At 63.2% G+C, this 15,988-nt stretch carries 8 protein-coding genes; 2 read left to right on the top strand and 6 right to left on the bottom strand.

Annotated features, from left to right (window positions below; genetic code table 11):
• Nucleotides 1-72: 72 nt before the first annotated feature.
• Nucleotides 73-2,643: a bifunctional lysylphosphatidylglycerol flippase/synthetase MprF gene (gene mprF / locus HNQ60_RS18570; RefSeq protein WP_184334261.1), complete on the top strand. Its 2,571-nt coding sequence runs from the start codon at nucleotides 73-75 to the stop codon at nucleotides 2,641-2,643.
• Complete coding sequence (locus HNQ60_RS18565) at nucleotides 2,640-4,043, top strand: AcvB/VirJ family lysyl-phosphatidylglycerol hydrolase (RefSeq protein ID WP_221304283.1); 1,404 nt, start codon at nucleotides 2,640-2,642, stop codon at nucleotides 4,041-4,043. The genes mprF and HNQ60_RS18565 overlap by 4 nt, the downstream gene beginning before the upstream one ends.
• A 16-nt stretch (nucleotides 4,044-4,059) precedes the next feature.
• Here the strand turns inward: HNQ60_RS18565 and HNQ60_RS18560 are convergent, their stop codons facing one another.
• From HNQ60_RS18560 to HNQ60_RS18535, 6 genes are all read right to left on the bottom strand, one after another.
• Complete coding sequence (locus tag HNQ60_RS18560) at nucleotides 4,060-6,069, bottom strand: PAS domain-containing hybrid sensor histidine kinase/response regulator (protein WP_184334259.1); 2,010 nt, start codon at nucleotides 6,067-6,069, stop codon at nucleotides 4,060-4,062.
• A gap of 175 nt (nucleotides 6,070-6,244) precedes the next feature.
• Complete coding sequence (locus HNQ60_RS18555; protein WP_184334258.1) at nucleotides 6,245-6,604, bottom strand: hypothetical protein; 360 nt, start codon at nucleotides 6,602-6,604, stop codon at nucleotides 6,245-6,247.
• 212 nt (nucleotides 6,605-6,816) lie between these two features.
• Entirely contained in the window at nucleotides 6,817-8,739 is a 1,923-nt protein-coding gene (locus HNQ60_RS18550; protein ID WP_184334257.1) for a sialate O-acetylesterase, read from the bottom strand.
• The gene (locus HNQ60_RS18545; RefSeq protein WP_184334256.1) at nucleotides 8,736-11,213 is read right to left on the bottom strand and encodes a glycoside hydrolase family 3 protein; all 2,478 of its coding nucleotides are present in this window, start codon (nucleotides 11,211-11,213) and stop codon (nucleotides 8,736-8,738) included. Before HNQ60_RS18545 ends, HNQ60_RS18550 begins: the two co-directional genes overlap by 4 nt.
• Nucleotides 11,210-14,089: a TIM-barrel domain-containing protein gene (locus tag HNQ60_RS18540; RefSeq protein ID WP_221304282.1), complete on the bottom strand. Its 2,880-nt coding sequence runs from the start codon at nucleotides 14,087-14,089 to the stop codon at nucleotides 11,210-11,212. The genes HNQ60_RS18545 and HNQ60_RS18540 overlap by 4 nt, the downstream gene beginning before the upstream one ends.
• 103 nt (nucleotides 14,090-14,192) lie before the next feature.
• Nucleotides 14,193-15,836 (bottom strand): DUF5597 domain-containing protein, encoded by a 1,644-nt coding sequence (locus HNQ60_RS18535; RefSeq protein ID WP_184334255.1) that lies wholly within the window; start codon nucleotides 15,834-15,836, stop codon nucleotides 14,193-14,195.
• Between the last annotated feature and the right edge of the window lie 152 nt (nucleotides 15,837-15,988).

Below are 15,988 nucleotides of genomic sequence, written 5' to 3'. Positions count from 1 at the left end.
CCTTCATGACCCCACAGCCGCGACTCCGTCACTATGGATCCTTTGGCACAAGCAGACCGATCGACCGCTTCCATGTCATCCACCCAGGACAAGATCCGGCTCGTCAGCCGGTTGCAGCAATGGAAGCCATGGCTGATCGGCGCGGCGGCGCTGATCATCGCCGCGCTGCTTGCGGAAGCCTTGCGTGGACTGTTGCAGGAATTCAGCTACCAGGACCTGGTTGCCGCGATCCGGTCGACCAGCGCGACTGCTCTCGCGCTCGCGGTAGTCGCGACGGCGGTCAGCTATTTCTCGCTGACCGGCTACGATCACTCGTCTCTGCGCTACGTCGGCGCGCAGGTGCCGTACCGGGTGGTCGCTCAATCAGCGTTCATCGCATACGCACTGTCGAACACGATCGGACTCGGGGTGCTCACAGGCGGCGCCGTGCGGATGCGACTCTATGGCGCCGCCGGCATCGAAGCGGGGCAGATCTCGCGAGCCATCGCGTTCAACGCAGCCGCGTTCGGCCTTGGCATCTCCGTCGTTGGCGCTGCTGCATTGCTATGGGGATCGACATCCGTCGCACCGGCGATCGGCGTTCCGGCGACTGCGCTCCAGGTCGTCGCCGCCATCATTCTCGCCGGCGCTGCAGTGCTGCTGTACCTGTGCCGCAGCGGCCGGGAACGCCTGCTCTTCGGTCGCATAAGACTTCGCTTGCCCTCCGCATCGCTCGCGCTTCAGCAACTGCTCTTCTCCGCGATCGATATCTCCGCGACTGCCGCGGTGCTGTGGCTGCTGCTGCCGCCGGATGTCATCGGCTTTCCTGAGTTCGTCGGGTTCTTCGCGATCGCGGTGGTGCTGGGCGTCCTGAGCCATGTCCCCGGCGGCCTCGGCGTGTTCGAAGCCATCATGCTGCTCGCGCTGAAGGACCGGATGCCGACGGAATCGCTGGCGGCGGCACTGGTGCTGTATCGCCTGATCTACTACGTCCTGCCGCTGCTGCTCGCACTCGGCCTGCTCGTCATTCATGAAGTGCGACAAGGAACGGCGACGGCGGTGACACGAGCGGCCGTCAGCTTGTCGCCTCTCCTTCTTGCGGCCTACACACTCGTCGTCGGCGTGATCCTGCTCATCTCCGGCGTGACACCGGCAACTAACGAAGCAACCGACCTCCTCGCACTTCATGTGCCGCTGCCGATCGTCGAGGCTTCGCACTTCCTTGGCAGTATTGCCGGCCTCGGGTTGCTCTTCGTGGCCCGGGGAATGCTCCTGCGACTCGACGCCGCCTGGTGGGCGGGCCTGCTCCTGGGCATCGCGAGTTTCGTGCTCGCGCTGCCCAAGGGCATCGCGATCTCGGAAGCTGTCCTCATCGGCTTCCTCGTCCTGTCGCTATCGCTATCGCACAAGCAGTTCACCCGACGCGCGTCTCTTCTCGCCCAGCCATTCACGGGCGGCTGGCTGCTTTCCGTCGCAGTGATCATCGGAGCGCTCACGGGCCTGCTGTTCTTCGCCTATCGCGATGTCGACTACACGCAGCAGCTCTGGTGGCAGTTCGAGTTCGACGGGCACGCCCCTCGCTCCCTGCGCGCGCTCGTTGCCGTCGCATTGCTTGCGCTGGCGATCGCGCTGCGTCAGTTGCTCAGACCCCCGACGACGGTGCTGCCGAAATCCGATACCGAAGAACTCGATCGTGCTGCCGAAGTCCTGCGGCAACAGCCGGCGGCCGATGCCTGTATCGCACTCATGGGCGACAAGCACTTTCTCTTCTCCGACTCCGGCAACGCTTTCATGATGTTCGGTCGCCGCGGTCGCTCGTGGGTCGGCCTGTTCGATCCCATCGGCCCGCAATCGGAATGGTCAGAGCTCGTCTGGCGCTTTCTCGAGCGCTCGCGCGAGCAAGGCGGTCGCGCATCGTTCTACCAGGTGCGTCCGCAGACGCTGCCTGTGTATCTCGACGCCGGCCTGCGTGTGTTCAAGCTCGGCGAATACGCCTCGGTGCGTCTGACGGATTTCTCCGTCAAGGGCAAGTCGCGCGCGGATCTGCGACAGGCCGTCAATCGCGGTGAGCGCGAAGGCCTGAGCCTCGAAATCCTTTCAGGGCCTTCGGTCCGGCAGGCGATGGGGGAGCTGCGCGCAATCTCCGATGCATGGCTGGGCCAGCATCGTGCAGCGGAGAAAGGTTTTTCACTCGGTTCCTTCAGCGAGTCGTATGTCGAGCGGTTGCCCGTTGCCGTGGTTCGCGATCAGCAACGCACTGTCGCATTCGCGACGCTGATGGCGACTGATCGAAAAACCGAAGCCAGCGTCGACCTCATGCGCCACCTGCCTGGCGCGCCCAACGGCACGATGGACTTTCTTTTCGTGAAGCTGCTGCAGCACTTTCAGTCCGAAGGCTTCGAGCGCTTCGGCCTCGGGATGGCTCCTCTCTCCGGCATGGCGCAGCATCCGCTCGCGCCAGGCTGGCACCGCCTCGGTCGCCTGCTGTTTGCGCACGGTGAGCACTTCTACAACTTCCAGGGCTTGCGCGCGTTCAAGGAAAAATTCCATCCGGAATGGGAAGCGCGCTATCTCGCTGCGCCGGGCGGCATGACGCCTTTGTTCGTCCTCGCCGATATTGCCGCCCTCATCAGCGGTGGACTGCGAGGGATCATCTCGAAATGAACGCGATGAAGACTTCGCTGCGCTGGTTGCTGACCCTGTGCCTGTTGCTCGTGGTGGGCGCACCCGTGCACGCGCAGGAGCAGATTTCGCACGGACGATTCAAGAACGTCACGCTGTACCGCCCGCAGGGTGAAGCCCGGCAGTTCGTCATGCTTCTGTCCGGTGACGACGGATGGATGCGCGGCGTCGACCGCATGGCGCAATTGCTCGCTGCCGAAGGAGCGATGGTCGCAGGCATCAGCACCCCGCGCCTGTTCTCGAATCTCGAAGCAGACGGCGGCAGCTGCGTCTTTCCGGACGGCGACCTCGAAAACCTCTCCCACTACATCCAGGGCTACGCACGGCTGTCGACGTATCACACGCCCATCCTCGTTGGATATTCCTCCGGCGCAACGCTCGCTTACGCAATGATCGCGCAGGCACCGAAGGGAACGTTCGCAGGCGCGATCTCACTCGGCTTCTGTACCGATCTCGAGCTGGAGAAGCCTCTGTGTCGTGGAGAAGGCGTGCACTTCTCCCCTCGCCCCGGTGGCGAGAGTGTCGATCTCATACCGACGAAGAAGCTGCTCGCACCGTGGATCGCGCTTCATGGCGCGAGCGATCAGGTTTGCGACACCAGCGCTGCGCAACGCTTCGCAGCGCAGATTCCCGATGCTCAGTTCGTCCTGCTGCCGGGCATGGGGCACGACTACACGAGCGCCCCACGGTGGCAAGCGCAGTTCGTCGATGCCTACACGAAGATCGCGACAAGCAGCACGATCAGCATGCCGCCGCCTCCCGCAAGCCTTGCTGATCTGCCGCTGGTCGAAGTGCCAGCGCAGAAAAATGCTCCCTGGTTCGCGGTTATGCTGTCTGGCGACGGCGGATGGGCAGGACTCGACAAGAATGTCGCGGCTGCACTCGCCGAGAAAGGCGTTCCCGTCGTCGGGCTCGATTCACTCCGTTACTTCTGGAAAGCACGAACCCCACAGGGCGTCGCGATGGACGTTGATCGCGTGCTTCGTTACTACGCGGCTCACTGGAAGAAGCCGCAGGCGCTGCTCATCGGCTATTCGCAGGGCGCGGACGTACTGCCGTTCGCCGTCAACCGGCTGCCGGCGGCTTCACGTTCGCTGGTCGCGCACACCGTGCTTCTGGGACTCGGTGAGAACGCATCGTTCGAGTTTCATCTCGGGAACTGGCTCGGTGCGCAACGCGATGCGCTGCCGATCCGCCCCGAAGCAACGAAGCTCACCGCCGCCGCGACGCTCTGCCTGTACGGCACGGATGACGCCGATTCCCTGTGCCCGAAGCTCCCGGCCACGAGTGTCACCGCACAGGGGCTGTCGGGCGGACACCATTTCGATGGGGCGTACGACAAGCTCGCCGAACTCATCCTGCACCGCGTGACTGCGCAGTGACGAAGGCAGCGCGCAATCACGACGAAGGTGGCTGCTGCGGCTGGCCGCCTTCGCGGATCTGACGAAAGACCCGATCGAGCGCACGACCCAGCTCCTCGATCGTGTTGGGCTTGAGAATGAGCTCGCGGATACCGCTGCGGCGCGCTTCTTCCTTGTCGTCGGGCCGCACGTAACCCGTCGTCATCACGATCGGCAGGTCAGGCCGCGTCTTCAGCATCGCGCCGGCGAGATGGAAACCCGACATGCCCGGCATCGACAGATCCGTCACGACGACGTCGAACTCGTGCGGCTGCTCCTGAAACGCGAGCAATGCCTGTGAAGGATCCGAGAAGCCGGTGACCCGATAGCCGAGCTTCTCCAGCACGCGCTTGCCTAGGAAGACGAGCGACTCTTCATCATCGATATACATGACGTGCTCGCCCGCACCGCGCGCTTCCGGCACATCCGCATCGGCGCTGCTGGCCGTCGCCTTGCCGCTGACGGGCAAATAGATCCTGAAAGTCGTGCCCTTGCCTGGCTGACTGTAGACACGGACAGCGCCGTCGTGACCTCTCACGATGCCATGCACGACCGACAGACCCAGGCCCGTGCCCTTGCCCGGCGGCTTGGTCGTAAAGAAGGGATCGAAGATGCGGTCGAGCGTCGCGCGATCCATACCGCAGCCATTGTCGCTGACAGTGATTCGCGCATAGCGGCCGGCGTGCAGGTCGTTTGCAGAGAGGACTTCCTCCGGCTGGAGCGACACCGCGTCGACACTCACTTCGAGCACACCGGCCGCATCGCCCATGGCATGCGCGGCGTTCGTCGCGAGGTTCATGATGATCTGATGGATCTGCGTGACGTCGACTGCGATCGCCGGCACATCCGGCTCGAAGTGCGCGTTGATGCGGATCATCGCCGGCAAGGTCGAGCGCAGCAGCTTGAGCGCATCTTCTACGACCGGCTGCAATTGGACGACTTCGCGACGAGCATCGCTCTGGCGACTGAACGACAGGATCTGCCGCACCAGCTCCGTCGCACGGATCGCGGCGCGTTCGACTTCGCCGAGACTCACGAACGCTTCGTGATCCGAAGGCAGATCGGCCATCGCGAGCCGCGTATTGCCGCGGATCGCGAGCAGGAGATTGTTGAAGTCGTGGGCGATGCCGCCCGCGAGGGTTCCCAGCGCTTCGAGCTTCTGGGAATGCTGTTGCTGTCGCTCCGCGCGTTTACGGCTCGTGACGTCCGTGAGGAAGCCGTGCCAGATCGTGCCGCCCTCTTCGCGACGCGGCATCGAGTGACTTTCGATCCAGATCTCGCCGCGCTCCGGATGCAGGATCCGGAACTCCTGGTTCCACGGCGTCATGGTCTGCATCGAGTGAAACGTGGTTTGGCGCACGCGCGGCCGGTCGTCGGGATGAATGCGCTCGCCGATCTTCTGCGCATCGGCGATGAGCTCCGACGCTTCGAAACCGTAGACGTCGCGAATCTTCTCGCTCGCGTAAGGGAATGAGATGCGTCCGTCGTCGGTCAGGCGAAAGGAATGCAGCACGCCGGGGGCCGCCGATGAAACGCTCGCAAACCGATCACGCTCCGCCCTGAGACTCTCCTCGGAGGCACGCAACGCCGCCTCCGCATGCTTGCGCTCGGTGATGTCCTCGGCGATGCCGATGACGCGGATCGCACGACCGGACGCATCGTTGATGCGACGACCATGATCGAAGATCCACCGCACGCCCCCATCGGGGCGCAGGATGCGGAATTCCATCCGGTAGGAATCATCGCCGCTGACGCTGAGCCAGTGCTCGTAGCGCTGGGCCATGAGGGGGCGATCCTCGGGGTGAATACAGTCCATCCACAGCCCATGACGGGCATAGAGATCGGCGGCCGGCCGGCCCCAGATGCGCTCGAACGACGGGCTGACGTAAACGACGTTCTCTTCCGGATCGAGGTCATAGACCCAGAAGACGTGGCTCGCCATGGAAGCGAACTGAGCGAACAGTTCGCCGAAGGACGCCGCTGCCGCCGCGTCGCGCTGCTGATTCACCGATACCCTCCGTCAGGGGAACCGCCGCATTGTGCGGTCTTATTGCATCGGGTGGAAATGGCCGCCGGTGCAGCATGGCCGGCTGGTCAGGAGGAATTGAAGCAGCAGAAGCCGCAAGCCGGGAAGGCGGGGGTCCGCGGACGATCCGTGTCCGCGGAACGGGAACAGGGAAGGGTTACTCGTTGCCGCGAAGCCGTGCCCAGAGCTGCCGCAGGGCACCGCGTGATTCGGCAACCGGTCGCTTCGTGGGCGCCGTCGCGGAGCGTGTCGCCTTATAGGAACCCGACTGCAGCGAATCGTGGATCCAGCGCCCCGATTCCTGGGCGGCCGGGAAGGATTCGACGATCTGCAGATCCGGGGCTTCGAGCCGGCGCAGCTGCTCATCGGTCACATCGCGCTCGAATACACCCGTCGCGACCTGCCATTCCCAGACGGAGTCGCCGCGCTCGTCGCGTGCGGCACGGCCGGATGCCCGGGCACGGCCGATGGCGAAGGGCTGCACCGGTGAAAGGGAATCGCTCGTCAGACTGCTCACAACACTCGCTCCGGGTTGATCCAAATGCGCGACTGGAGATTCAGTCGCTGCCTTGAGTGACTATCGGCCCGATCCTGTCAGGCGTGCATGAGGCATCACCTGAAGGACCCGGACAGACAATGCGGTAAGAAATGCGTGCTGAGGGGTAGTCGAAACACGGGCAGTTCGCTGCCGTTGCCGGGCGGCAAGTTCTTGCCGCCCGGCAATGATCGCTACCGCGTGACCGCGATCTCGAAAGGCACTGCGGGAAGATCGGCGTCGTTGTAGAGATTGCAGACAGGGCTGTCCGCCCAGCCGTAGCGCACGAACGCGTCATCCGCAGCGGCGTCGAGGACGACGCGATCGCCATGGACCATCGCATCGACGAAGCGACAGTCCTTCTTCGCGTTGCAGAGCTCGAAGCCGAGCGGGCGATTGCCACCGATCACGACGAGACCGCCGGTTGCATTCGCGAACTTCACGACGATATGTCCGCCGCTCCGTTCAGCGCTCACCGCGTCCGGACCTGAGCTGCTTACAGGCTCATCGAAGATCTCACGTCTTGCAGCGAGCGCGAGACGGCGACCGACTTCCTGCTTGTTCGTCGGGTGAATGTCGTAGCGGTCGCCGATGTCGATCGTCGTGATCAGCGCCGCATGATTGTCACTAGCCACGACGCGTCGCTGAACTTCGCGGATGTCCGCCCAGGACGCAGGCGACGGCTCCTTCGCAGCGGGGCCGAAGCCTGCGAGCTGGACGATGAGAAAGGGAGTCTCCGCTCCAAACTGCGAACGCCAGTCGCGCATCATCGCGGGGAGCAATCGCGCGTATTCCGCGGATTCGCTGGAGTTCGATTCACCCTGGTACCACGCCACGCCGCGCAGGCTGAGATTCCCGAGCGGCGCAATCATCGCGTTGTACAACGTCGTGGAACCCGACGATTCAAGCCACGGCGCATGCGGCGGTGCGCCGGTCTGCGTCAGCGGCGCCGAGATGCGGTAGCGCCATTCGCCATCGATCGGCAGAACCGAGCCATCGGCGAAAGTGAGCTTTCGCGGCGCCGTTCCCCACATTCCACCGCCGCCGCCCGCATCGAGCGCGCCGACTGCAATGACGTTCTTCCCCACCTTCAGCACGCCGCGAGCGATCCGATACTCACGCGGTGTATTCCATCCTTCGAGACTGCCCAGGCGCACGCCATTCACCCAGGTCGAATCGAGATCATCCACGGGGCCGAGCGAGATCGTCGCATCCTGCGCCGCCTGCTTTGCATCCAGCGTCACCGTCGTTCGATACCACAGGATCCCATCGAAACTTTTCAGCTCGGGGCCTCCCGACTTCTCCCAGAAATCGTCGGGCACGATCGTCGACCAGCCCGTGTCATCGACATTTACGGCGTTCCAGCGGCCCGCATTCGGATCGTTCTGCTGCCACCACTTTTCCATCAGCGCATACCATCTCTGCTGCGCTTCCCGCGGCGATCGCACGTGGAGATCCAGCAGGTTGATCGCGTCGTCGTAACCCAGTCCGCGCATCGAGCTCGCGCTGGTCCACGCCTGAATGATCGAGCCGCCCCACGAAGAATGAATCAGGCCCTGTGGAACACCCTGCGCTTTGAGCAGGTCGCGACCGAGGAAGTAGCAGGCGGCAGCGAAGTCCCTGACAGTTTCCGGACTCGCCGCGCTCCAGGCCACTGGCGCGCTCAACGTCTTTCGCGGCACGGCGCTGCTGGCTCGCGCGATCGTGAGCAATCGGATGCGGTCGTTCGATGATTCATCGATCTCCGTGATCGAGTTGCTCACGAGCCGCATCGGCATTTCCATGTTCGACTGGCCGGAGCAGAGCCAGACGTCGCCGATGAGCACGTCGCGCACGGTCTGAATTGCGCCGCTCGATGAGCGAGCCGTAAGCACATGCGGGCCGCCTGCACGCAACGGTGACAGCGACAGATGCCACTCGCCTGAACCATCGGCCTTCGCGGTGGCCCGCTGGCCAGCGATCTCGACAGTCACGTCCGAACCCGAAGGCGCATTGCCCCAGAGACGAACCGGCCGGTCACGTTGCAGTACCGCGTGATCCTGAAACAGCGGCGAGAGGAGATCGGCTGCTGCGGCCCCCATGGGCAGCAGCAGCGCTGCAAGCAGCCACGTTCTCATGACGCGGGCCGGAGGGTCGTCGTACCTTGCGAATCGCTGTCGAGCCGCACCGTCTGCAGCGTCAGCGTGAGCTGTCCGGTAGTGCGAATCACGAACGGCTCGACGACACGCGACATATCGGCACCGGCCTTCCTGAAATCGGCGAGCTTCACCTTGAGTTTCTGCCACTGACCGAGCGGCGCCGCGGTCAGCACCGGCGTCAGGTCGAGCGTCGAACCGCATCGATCGCCGCAAGTGAGTGCGAGCTGCACCGACGATGTCGGCCGCGCATCGACGCGATACTCGACCAGCACGGCGAGATCGGCATTGGATTGCCGCGCGACGTCGATAGGCGCGGTGCCGCGCAGAGCGACGCTACCCTTGCCTGTCCCGCTCCAGACGAACTGGCGACCGGCTTCCTGAACACCACCCGCATCGACGTTGCGGACGGACAGCACTTTGTCGTTGCGCGGATCGACGACGAACTGCCATGGCGCATGCAAGCGGCCCGCCGCGAAGTACTTGTCGATGTTCCAGTCCGCGGCACCGACGCCCGACTCTTCCGACAATGCGGCAACGTCACGCCGATCCTTGTAGGTCAGGCCGTAACCGTATTCGAAGAGCGGATCGTACGGCTGACGACCGTAGTTCAGGTTAGTCTGCGCGGCGCTCTGCGGCCACGAGAAAGACAGCTTGCCGTGGAAATCATTGCGAGGTTTGCCCGATGCATCGCCGATGAGCACATCGGCAATACCGCCGCCTTCGCTGCCCGGCAGCCAAGCGGCGACGAACGCGTCCGATGCATTCAGCTCCGGATTGACCCACAGCGGGCGACCGGACAGGAACACGGACACGACCGGAACGCCTTCTTTGCGAAGCTTCTGCAACAACGCGAGGTCGCGCTTGTCGCCCGGCTGATACTCGAGCGTGCGGATGTCGCCCTGCATCTCGGCGTACGGCGTTTCGCCGAACACGACGATGGCCACATCCGGCTTCGTCTTGAACGCACCCTTCACGCTCAGCTCCGCGCTGCCGCCGCTGCGCTCCAGGGCTTCCTTCAGCCCCGCGTGAATCGATTGGCCGTTGGGAAAGTCGCTGTTCTTGTTGCCGGTTCCCTGCCAGGACAGCGTCCAGCCGCCCGATTGCTGTCCGATGTCATCCGCGCCCGAACCGGCAACGAGCACCCGCGCTGAGCCCTTGATCGGCAACACGTTGCCGTTGTTCTTCAGCAGGACGAGCGTCTTGCGCACAGCTTCACGCGCAAGCGCGCGGTGCTCGGGCGAGCCGAGCACATTCGAGCGCCCTTCGAACGGCCGCTCATTCTCAAACAACCCGAGCTTCGCCTTCACTCGAAGAATGCGGCGCACAGCATCATCGATGCGGGCCTGCGCAATCTTTCCGGAACGCACCTGCTCGAGCGTGTTGTTGAAGATGCCTTTCCAGCTCGCAGGCGCCATCAGCATGTCGACGCCTGCGAGGATCGCGGCCGCGCAATTCTCCTCGGTACAGCCCGGCACCTGTCCATGGCCGTTCCAGTCGCCGACAACGAAACCCTCGAATCCCATGCGCCCCTTGAGGACATCCGTGAGCAGGCTGTGATTGCCATGCATCTTCACGCCTTGCCAGCTCGAGTAGGACGCCATGACCGTCAACGCACCTGCATCGATCGCAGCGGGATAGCCGGCGCCGTGAATGCGGATGAAGTCCTGTTCGCTGACGTCGGTATCGCCCTGATCGATGCCGTTCTTCGTTCCGCCGTCGCCGAGGAAGTGCTTCACCGAAGCCGCGACGTGTCCTTTCTGAATCAGCCCACGATCCGCCGGCTCACCTTGCAGCCCCAGCACCATCGCACGTGCGTATTCGCGCACCAGATCTGGGGATTCCGAATAGCCCTCGTAGGCGCGGCCCCAACGATCATCCTGGGGAACAGCGACTGTCGGCGCGAACGCCCAATCGATTCCCGCCGCCGCTGTCTCCGCGGCGGTCGCAGCGCCGATGCGGCGAATGAGATCCGGATCGCGCGCAGCACCGAGCGCGCTGTTGTGCGGAAAGATCGTTGCACCGACGACATTGCTGTTGCCGTGAACGGCGTCGACGCCGAAGATCACCGGGATCGGTGTGTGCCCGGCCCGCTTCTCCAGAGATACGGCGCGAAATGCCTGCGCCGCTTTGATCCAGTCGCTTGCCGGCGCGCGGTCATCGCTGCCAAGCGGTGGCGAGTTGCCGCCAGCAAGGATCGACCCGAGCGGATAGCGGCGAAGGTCTTCCGGCGTCGTTGCCGACGTGTCGCCCTGAACCATCTGCCCAACCTTCTCTTCCAGCGACATCTTCGTGAGCAGATCCGTGATGAAGGCTTCGGTCTTCGGATCGATGAGTCCCTGGCTGTGCGCGGTGGGCCAAAGCTCCGGATTCGCAACGCCGCGTTCGGCCGCGGATGCAGCGGAGACTGTCAGAGCCGCGCAGACTGCGGCAATGCAGACACGAAGTGCGTTCATGGCGCCGCCCCGACCTTGAAAGTGATTGGTGTGCCCGAGTACTCGAGCGTCTGATCCGCGGGCGAATCCAGATTCGATGCGTTCGCCGTGCCTGGCGCGATCCACCGCACATTGAACGTGCGCTTCTCGACCATGCCGGGGAAGCTGCCAGTGCGTTCGCCGATGGTCAGCGTGCCCGCCGCGTCGTCGTAGGTGATCGGAACGCGCGCGAACGCACCCTTCTCGTAGTTGTAGCTGAGACCGTCGTCTTCATAGAGATCGAACTTGCCGTTCGCGCCACGATAAACATAGAGCGTGATCGGCGCATCGAGCTTCTCGGCCGTGTGCTGAACGGCCGGCCCTACCGGTACGATCGCGCCGGCCCGAACGAACAGCGGCATGCGTGCGAGAGGCGCGGCTGCATCGATCTCAGCGCCGCCGTCATGTGCTTCCGCGGAGTAGAAGTCGTACCAGCGAGTCCCGGCCGGCAGATACACCTTGCGCGAACGGGCTTCGTATTCATACACGGGACTCACGAGAAACGCCGGGCCGAACAGGTACTGATCGTTGATGTCCCGCGCCTTCGCATCGGCCGGGAAATCCATTGCCAGGCCGCGCATCATCGTGCCGTCCTTGTGGTACGTGTCTCCCGCCAGTGTGTAGATGTAAGGCATGAGGCGATAGCGCAGCCGGCTGTACTCAACGAGGCTGTTGTAGACCTCCGTGCCCGCCGGCGCGATGTTCCATATCTCGCGAGCCGGTGCTTCACCATGCGAACGGAAGATCGGCACGAACGCGCCGAACTGGAACCAGCGCAGGTTGAGCTCGCGCCATTCCGCGAGATCCTTCGCAGACGGATTGAGATAGCGCTGCTCGAGCGCGAAGCCACCGATGTCGAACGTCCAGTTCGGCAATCCCGACATCGACATGCCCGTGCCCGCCGCGATCTGGCGATACAGATCGTGCCAGCGCGAAACGACGTCTCCGCTCCATGTCGCCGCGCCGTAGCGCTGCAATCCGGAGAATCCCGAACGCGTGAGAATGAACACGCGCTTGTCGGGCGTCGAGCTCTTGCGCTCGCCCTCGTAGACCGCTCGTGATTGCATCAGCGGGTAGGTGTTGAAGTATTGAGCCGCGGGACCGAGCGCCGTCGGACCGATGCGCTTCGTCAGCTCTTCGCGATCGACATTCGAATGAATGTCCGGCTCCGTGTTGTCGAGCCACCAGGCATCGACACCGACCGCCTTCAGCTTCTCGTCCATCTGGCGCCAGAAGATGTCGCGCGCTTCCTGCGAATACGGATCGTAGTGCGAGTTCAGGTAGCCGGGACCGACCCAGTCCTTGACGCCGAGCTCGACGTTGCGTCGATACATGTAGCCCTTCGCGTCGAGCTCCTTGTAGTTGTCCGTCGTCGGATAGAGCTTGCCCCACACGGAGATCATGAGATTCACGTTCTGTGCGTGAAGCGCATCGATGAGTCCTTTCGGGTCGGGGAAGCGCGTCTTGTCGAAGTCGTGCGATCCCCACGCGTTCTCGGGCCAGTAGAACCAGTCCTGAACGATGTTGTCGAGCGGCAGGCCGCGCTTGCGGTACTCCTTCGCGATGTCGAGCACTTCGGCTTGCGTGTTGTAACGCTGGCGGCTCTGCCAGAAGCCGTATGACCAGCGCGGCAGCAGCACGGACTTGCCGGTGAGATGCCGGTAGCCCGAGATCACTTCATCCAGATTGCCGCCGGCGATGTAGTAGTAGTCGATCGCGGCAGTCGCATCCGAAGTGAGCGACAGCGAATGGCGCTGCGCGTCCGGCAGCGGATCGTTGTGAAGCAGCGCGATGTGACCGTCGTTCGGCGTCCACTCGATGCGCAGTTTCACCGGCTTGCCCGCGGTCATTGGCAATTCGAAGTTGTGATACCAGGCATTCCAGTTCTGGCGCCAGGCATCGAGGATCAGTTTGTCGTCGGCGTAGAGCTTGTAGTAGTTCGATGCGTAGAGCTGGAACTTGTGCGTACCGGTGTTCGCCGACTCGACGCTGCCTTCCCAGGTCACTGTGAGTCCATGCGCATTGTTCCGGAAACCCGAGGTCTGCGAGACCTTGTCCGACAGCACCTCCTCGGGCCAGCCGGCAAGATCTTTGATGAACTGATAGTTGATGTCCGTCTCGGTGCGCTTCACCTTCAGCTTGCCGTCGATGAAGTAGCTCGCAGTGAAGCCGCCCTTCTTGCCCTCGGCGTCATACAGCGTGAGATCGCGGGACGCGAGGCCGTAGACGCGGGGGTTGCCGAAACGCGTGATCGAGTTGCTGTCCCAGAGCACGCCGTAGTTGCGGTTCGACATGACGAACGGCACGGCGATGTCCATGTTGTGCTGGGCCAGCTCCACGTCTTCGCCGTTGTAGTTGAGCTGGGCGTTCTGGTGCTGGCCGAGGCCGTAGAAAGCTTCGTCCGTACCCGGATTGAAGAGCTGATGAACGCGGTAGAGAGACTTCTCATCCGCCTTCACTGTCTCGAAGGTCCCGCGATCGCGCTCGGTGAGGATTTCCTTGCCGGCGGCATCGAGGAATCGAACGACACCGGTCTTCGCGTTCACTTCCGCGGTGACCTGAGCCGTTTGCAGAATGACCGCGCTGTCAGTCGGCTCGACCGAAAACTTCACATCGCCTGCCGGCCTGGCCGTCACAGCGAGGCTCTCCGGAAGATCGAGACTCTCGACGGGCACGGCAGTGACACGCACGATGGCGTCGCTCATTACCTGCAGCCGCACTCTCTTCGCAGGCCCTTCCGAAGGCGTCAGGACGACACCGTCGGCCGTCTTCTCGAAGTTCTCCGCTTTCTTCGCGCAGCCGCCGATCGCAAGGATCAGTACACCCAGCAGCGCCGCAACAACCTTCTTCATCGTCATGTCGCTCTCTCTCCCCAAATGAGTCCGCACTGTCAGGATGGACGCCCGCCTGCGCGGGCGTGACAGTTTCATTCCGGTCTATCCGCTATCCGCTATCTACTTCTCAATACGCCGCCATCTTTACCCGCAGCACCTGCGGCAGCGTCGTGAAGTTGAGACCGTAGTCGGTCTGGTCACCGTTCCACAGGCGCTCGAACACCCAGGTGCCGGCTTCGTCGAAGTGTCCTTCCTCGACGCGCTCATACAAGGAGCCGTTGACCTTGCCCTGCGTTGAGGACGCGCTGATCGAGATGCGCGCGTTGCGGCCTGTGACCAGGAATTCATCACGCCCGAGCCTCGCAACGAGCACGCCCCCATCGGGAACTTCGCGCCCCGGCGGAACGCCAACGTCGCCAGCCCACTTCCATTCCTTCATGCCGAACTGCCATTCGTTCCAGCTGACGACGGCGCCCCAACGACCGAGGTCGAGCTTGCGATCGCTGCTGTCATCGGGCTGCGCGGCGCCCCAGACTTCACTTTCGAAACTGAGCTTTGCCCATGTGCGCGAGAACGGCGCGATCAATCGATAGTTAGCGGCAAAAGGCGCGACCATCGACGCGTCAGTGGCCATCGAACCCAGCGGATAGTTCGAGTACCCGGTGAAGTCCATACCGAACGGTACGAAGCCGATGCCCTGCCGACCCAGCGTTTCAAAAAAATAGCGCGCATACGGCTTGTCGTTGCCGGTCTCGGTGACGAGGAGCGGATTGCCGAAACGGCCATAGAGTTCGAGTACTCGAAAGTACTTCGCTGACTCGCGCATGTAGATGTCGGGCCCGATCACGTCGATCGCAGGCGCCGCAGCCTGATAGATCTGCATCACGTTGTCCGTTGGCCCGCCGCTCGCGTAGCCACCGGGTTTGCCGGGCTCGAACGGATCGCGCAGCGCTGCGTTCACGTACATCGGCAGCGCGTACTCGGCCTTCCCTGCTGTCGCTACTTCGCCGATGAAATGCGCAACTGACCATGCGTGGAAGAATTCCTCGGCGTCCGCACCAAAGACCTGCTGCCAGGATCCGGCGCTCTTGTTCAGCTTCTTCAGGAGTGCCGCCGGCACCTTGCCCGCGAACAGCTTGCTGGCCGCAAGTGAATAGTCACGAACGCTGCCGTAGGTCCCAGGTTCGTTCTGCACTTGCACAGCGATCACGGTGCGCCGCGCGTCGACTGCCTTCAGATGCTTCATCAGCGCGACGAATGCCTTGCGGTCCGCCTGCAACGTCGCTTCCGCGTGAGGCGAGAGCGAGTTCAGCGCCTTGCCTTCAGCGGTGATCACTCGCGGGAAGCGTTTGTTGTCGAGCTTCACCCATGACGGCGCGTAGCTCGGCCCGTTGTTCTTCCAGGTTGCGAACCACAGCAGGGCAACACGCACCTTTCGTTCGCGCGCCTGCGCCAGCAACGTGTCGAGGAATGAGAAGTCGAAGCGACCTTCGACAGCTTCGATCTGTTCCCACGCGATCGGAACGACGACCGTGTTCGCGTGCATCTGTTCCACCGCCGGCCAGACTTTTGGCAATGCAGCAGGCCATGCGCTCGAGTTGTTCACCTGGGCGCCGAGCACCAGGAACGGTTCGCCATCGACGAGAAGCGCATGACGACCGTCACGCGTGACGACTCGCGGCAGATCAGCGGCGGCAGCCAGTGTGGCTGAAAGCGCTGCAAGAATAGCTATCGCAGCGCGCCCACGCCGCGCCCACACGCCAGATCGCATCAACCATCCCCCAAAAAATCCACGCGCGACACCGATGCTTGCTCATCGGCACGTTGTTCTACAGAATGTTACCGGTCACATCGAATCTAGTCCGGCCGCGGGCCGGGTGTCAATTTTTGGGGGAAGTGATTCGGTGACGCAGCGACACCAGG

The organism is Povalibacter uvarum, assembly GCF_014202975.1.
In the GTDB taxonomy this organism is placed as follows: Bacteria; Pseudomonadota; Gammaproteobacteria; order Steroidobacterales; family Steroidobacteraceae; genus Steroidobacter; species Steroidobacter uvarum.
This window is presented reverse-complemented; position numbering and strand designations above follow the sequence as displayed.

Coding starts and splice junctions, on each gene's coding strand:
- HNQ60_RS18535 (WP_184334255.1), bottom strand. CDS start 15,836: ATGCGATCTGGCGTGTGGGCGCGGCGTGGGCGCGCTGCGATAGCTATT.
- mprF (WP_184334261.1), top strand. CDS start 73: ATGTCATCCACCCAGGACAAGATCCGGCTCGTCAGCCGGTTGCAGCAA.
- HNQ60_RS18550 (WP_184334257.1), bottom strand. CDS start 8,739: ATGAGAACGTGGCTGCTTGCAGCGCTGCTGCTGCCCATGGGGGCCGCA.
- HNQ60_RS18540 (WP_221304282.1), bottom strand. CDS start 14,089: ATGACGATGAAGAAGGTTGTTGCGGCGCTGCTGGGTGTACTGATCCTT.
- HNQ60_RS18565 (WP_221304283.1), top strand. CDS start 2,640: ATGAACGCGATGAAGACTTCGCTGCGCTGGTTGCTGACCCTGTGCCTG.
- HNQ60_RS18545 (WP_184334256.1), bottom strand. CDS start 11,213: ATGAACGCACTTCGTGTCTGCATTGCCGCAGTCTGCGCGGCTCTGACA.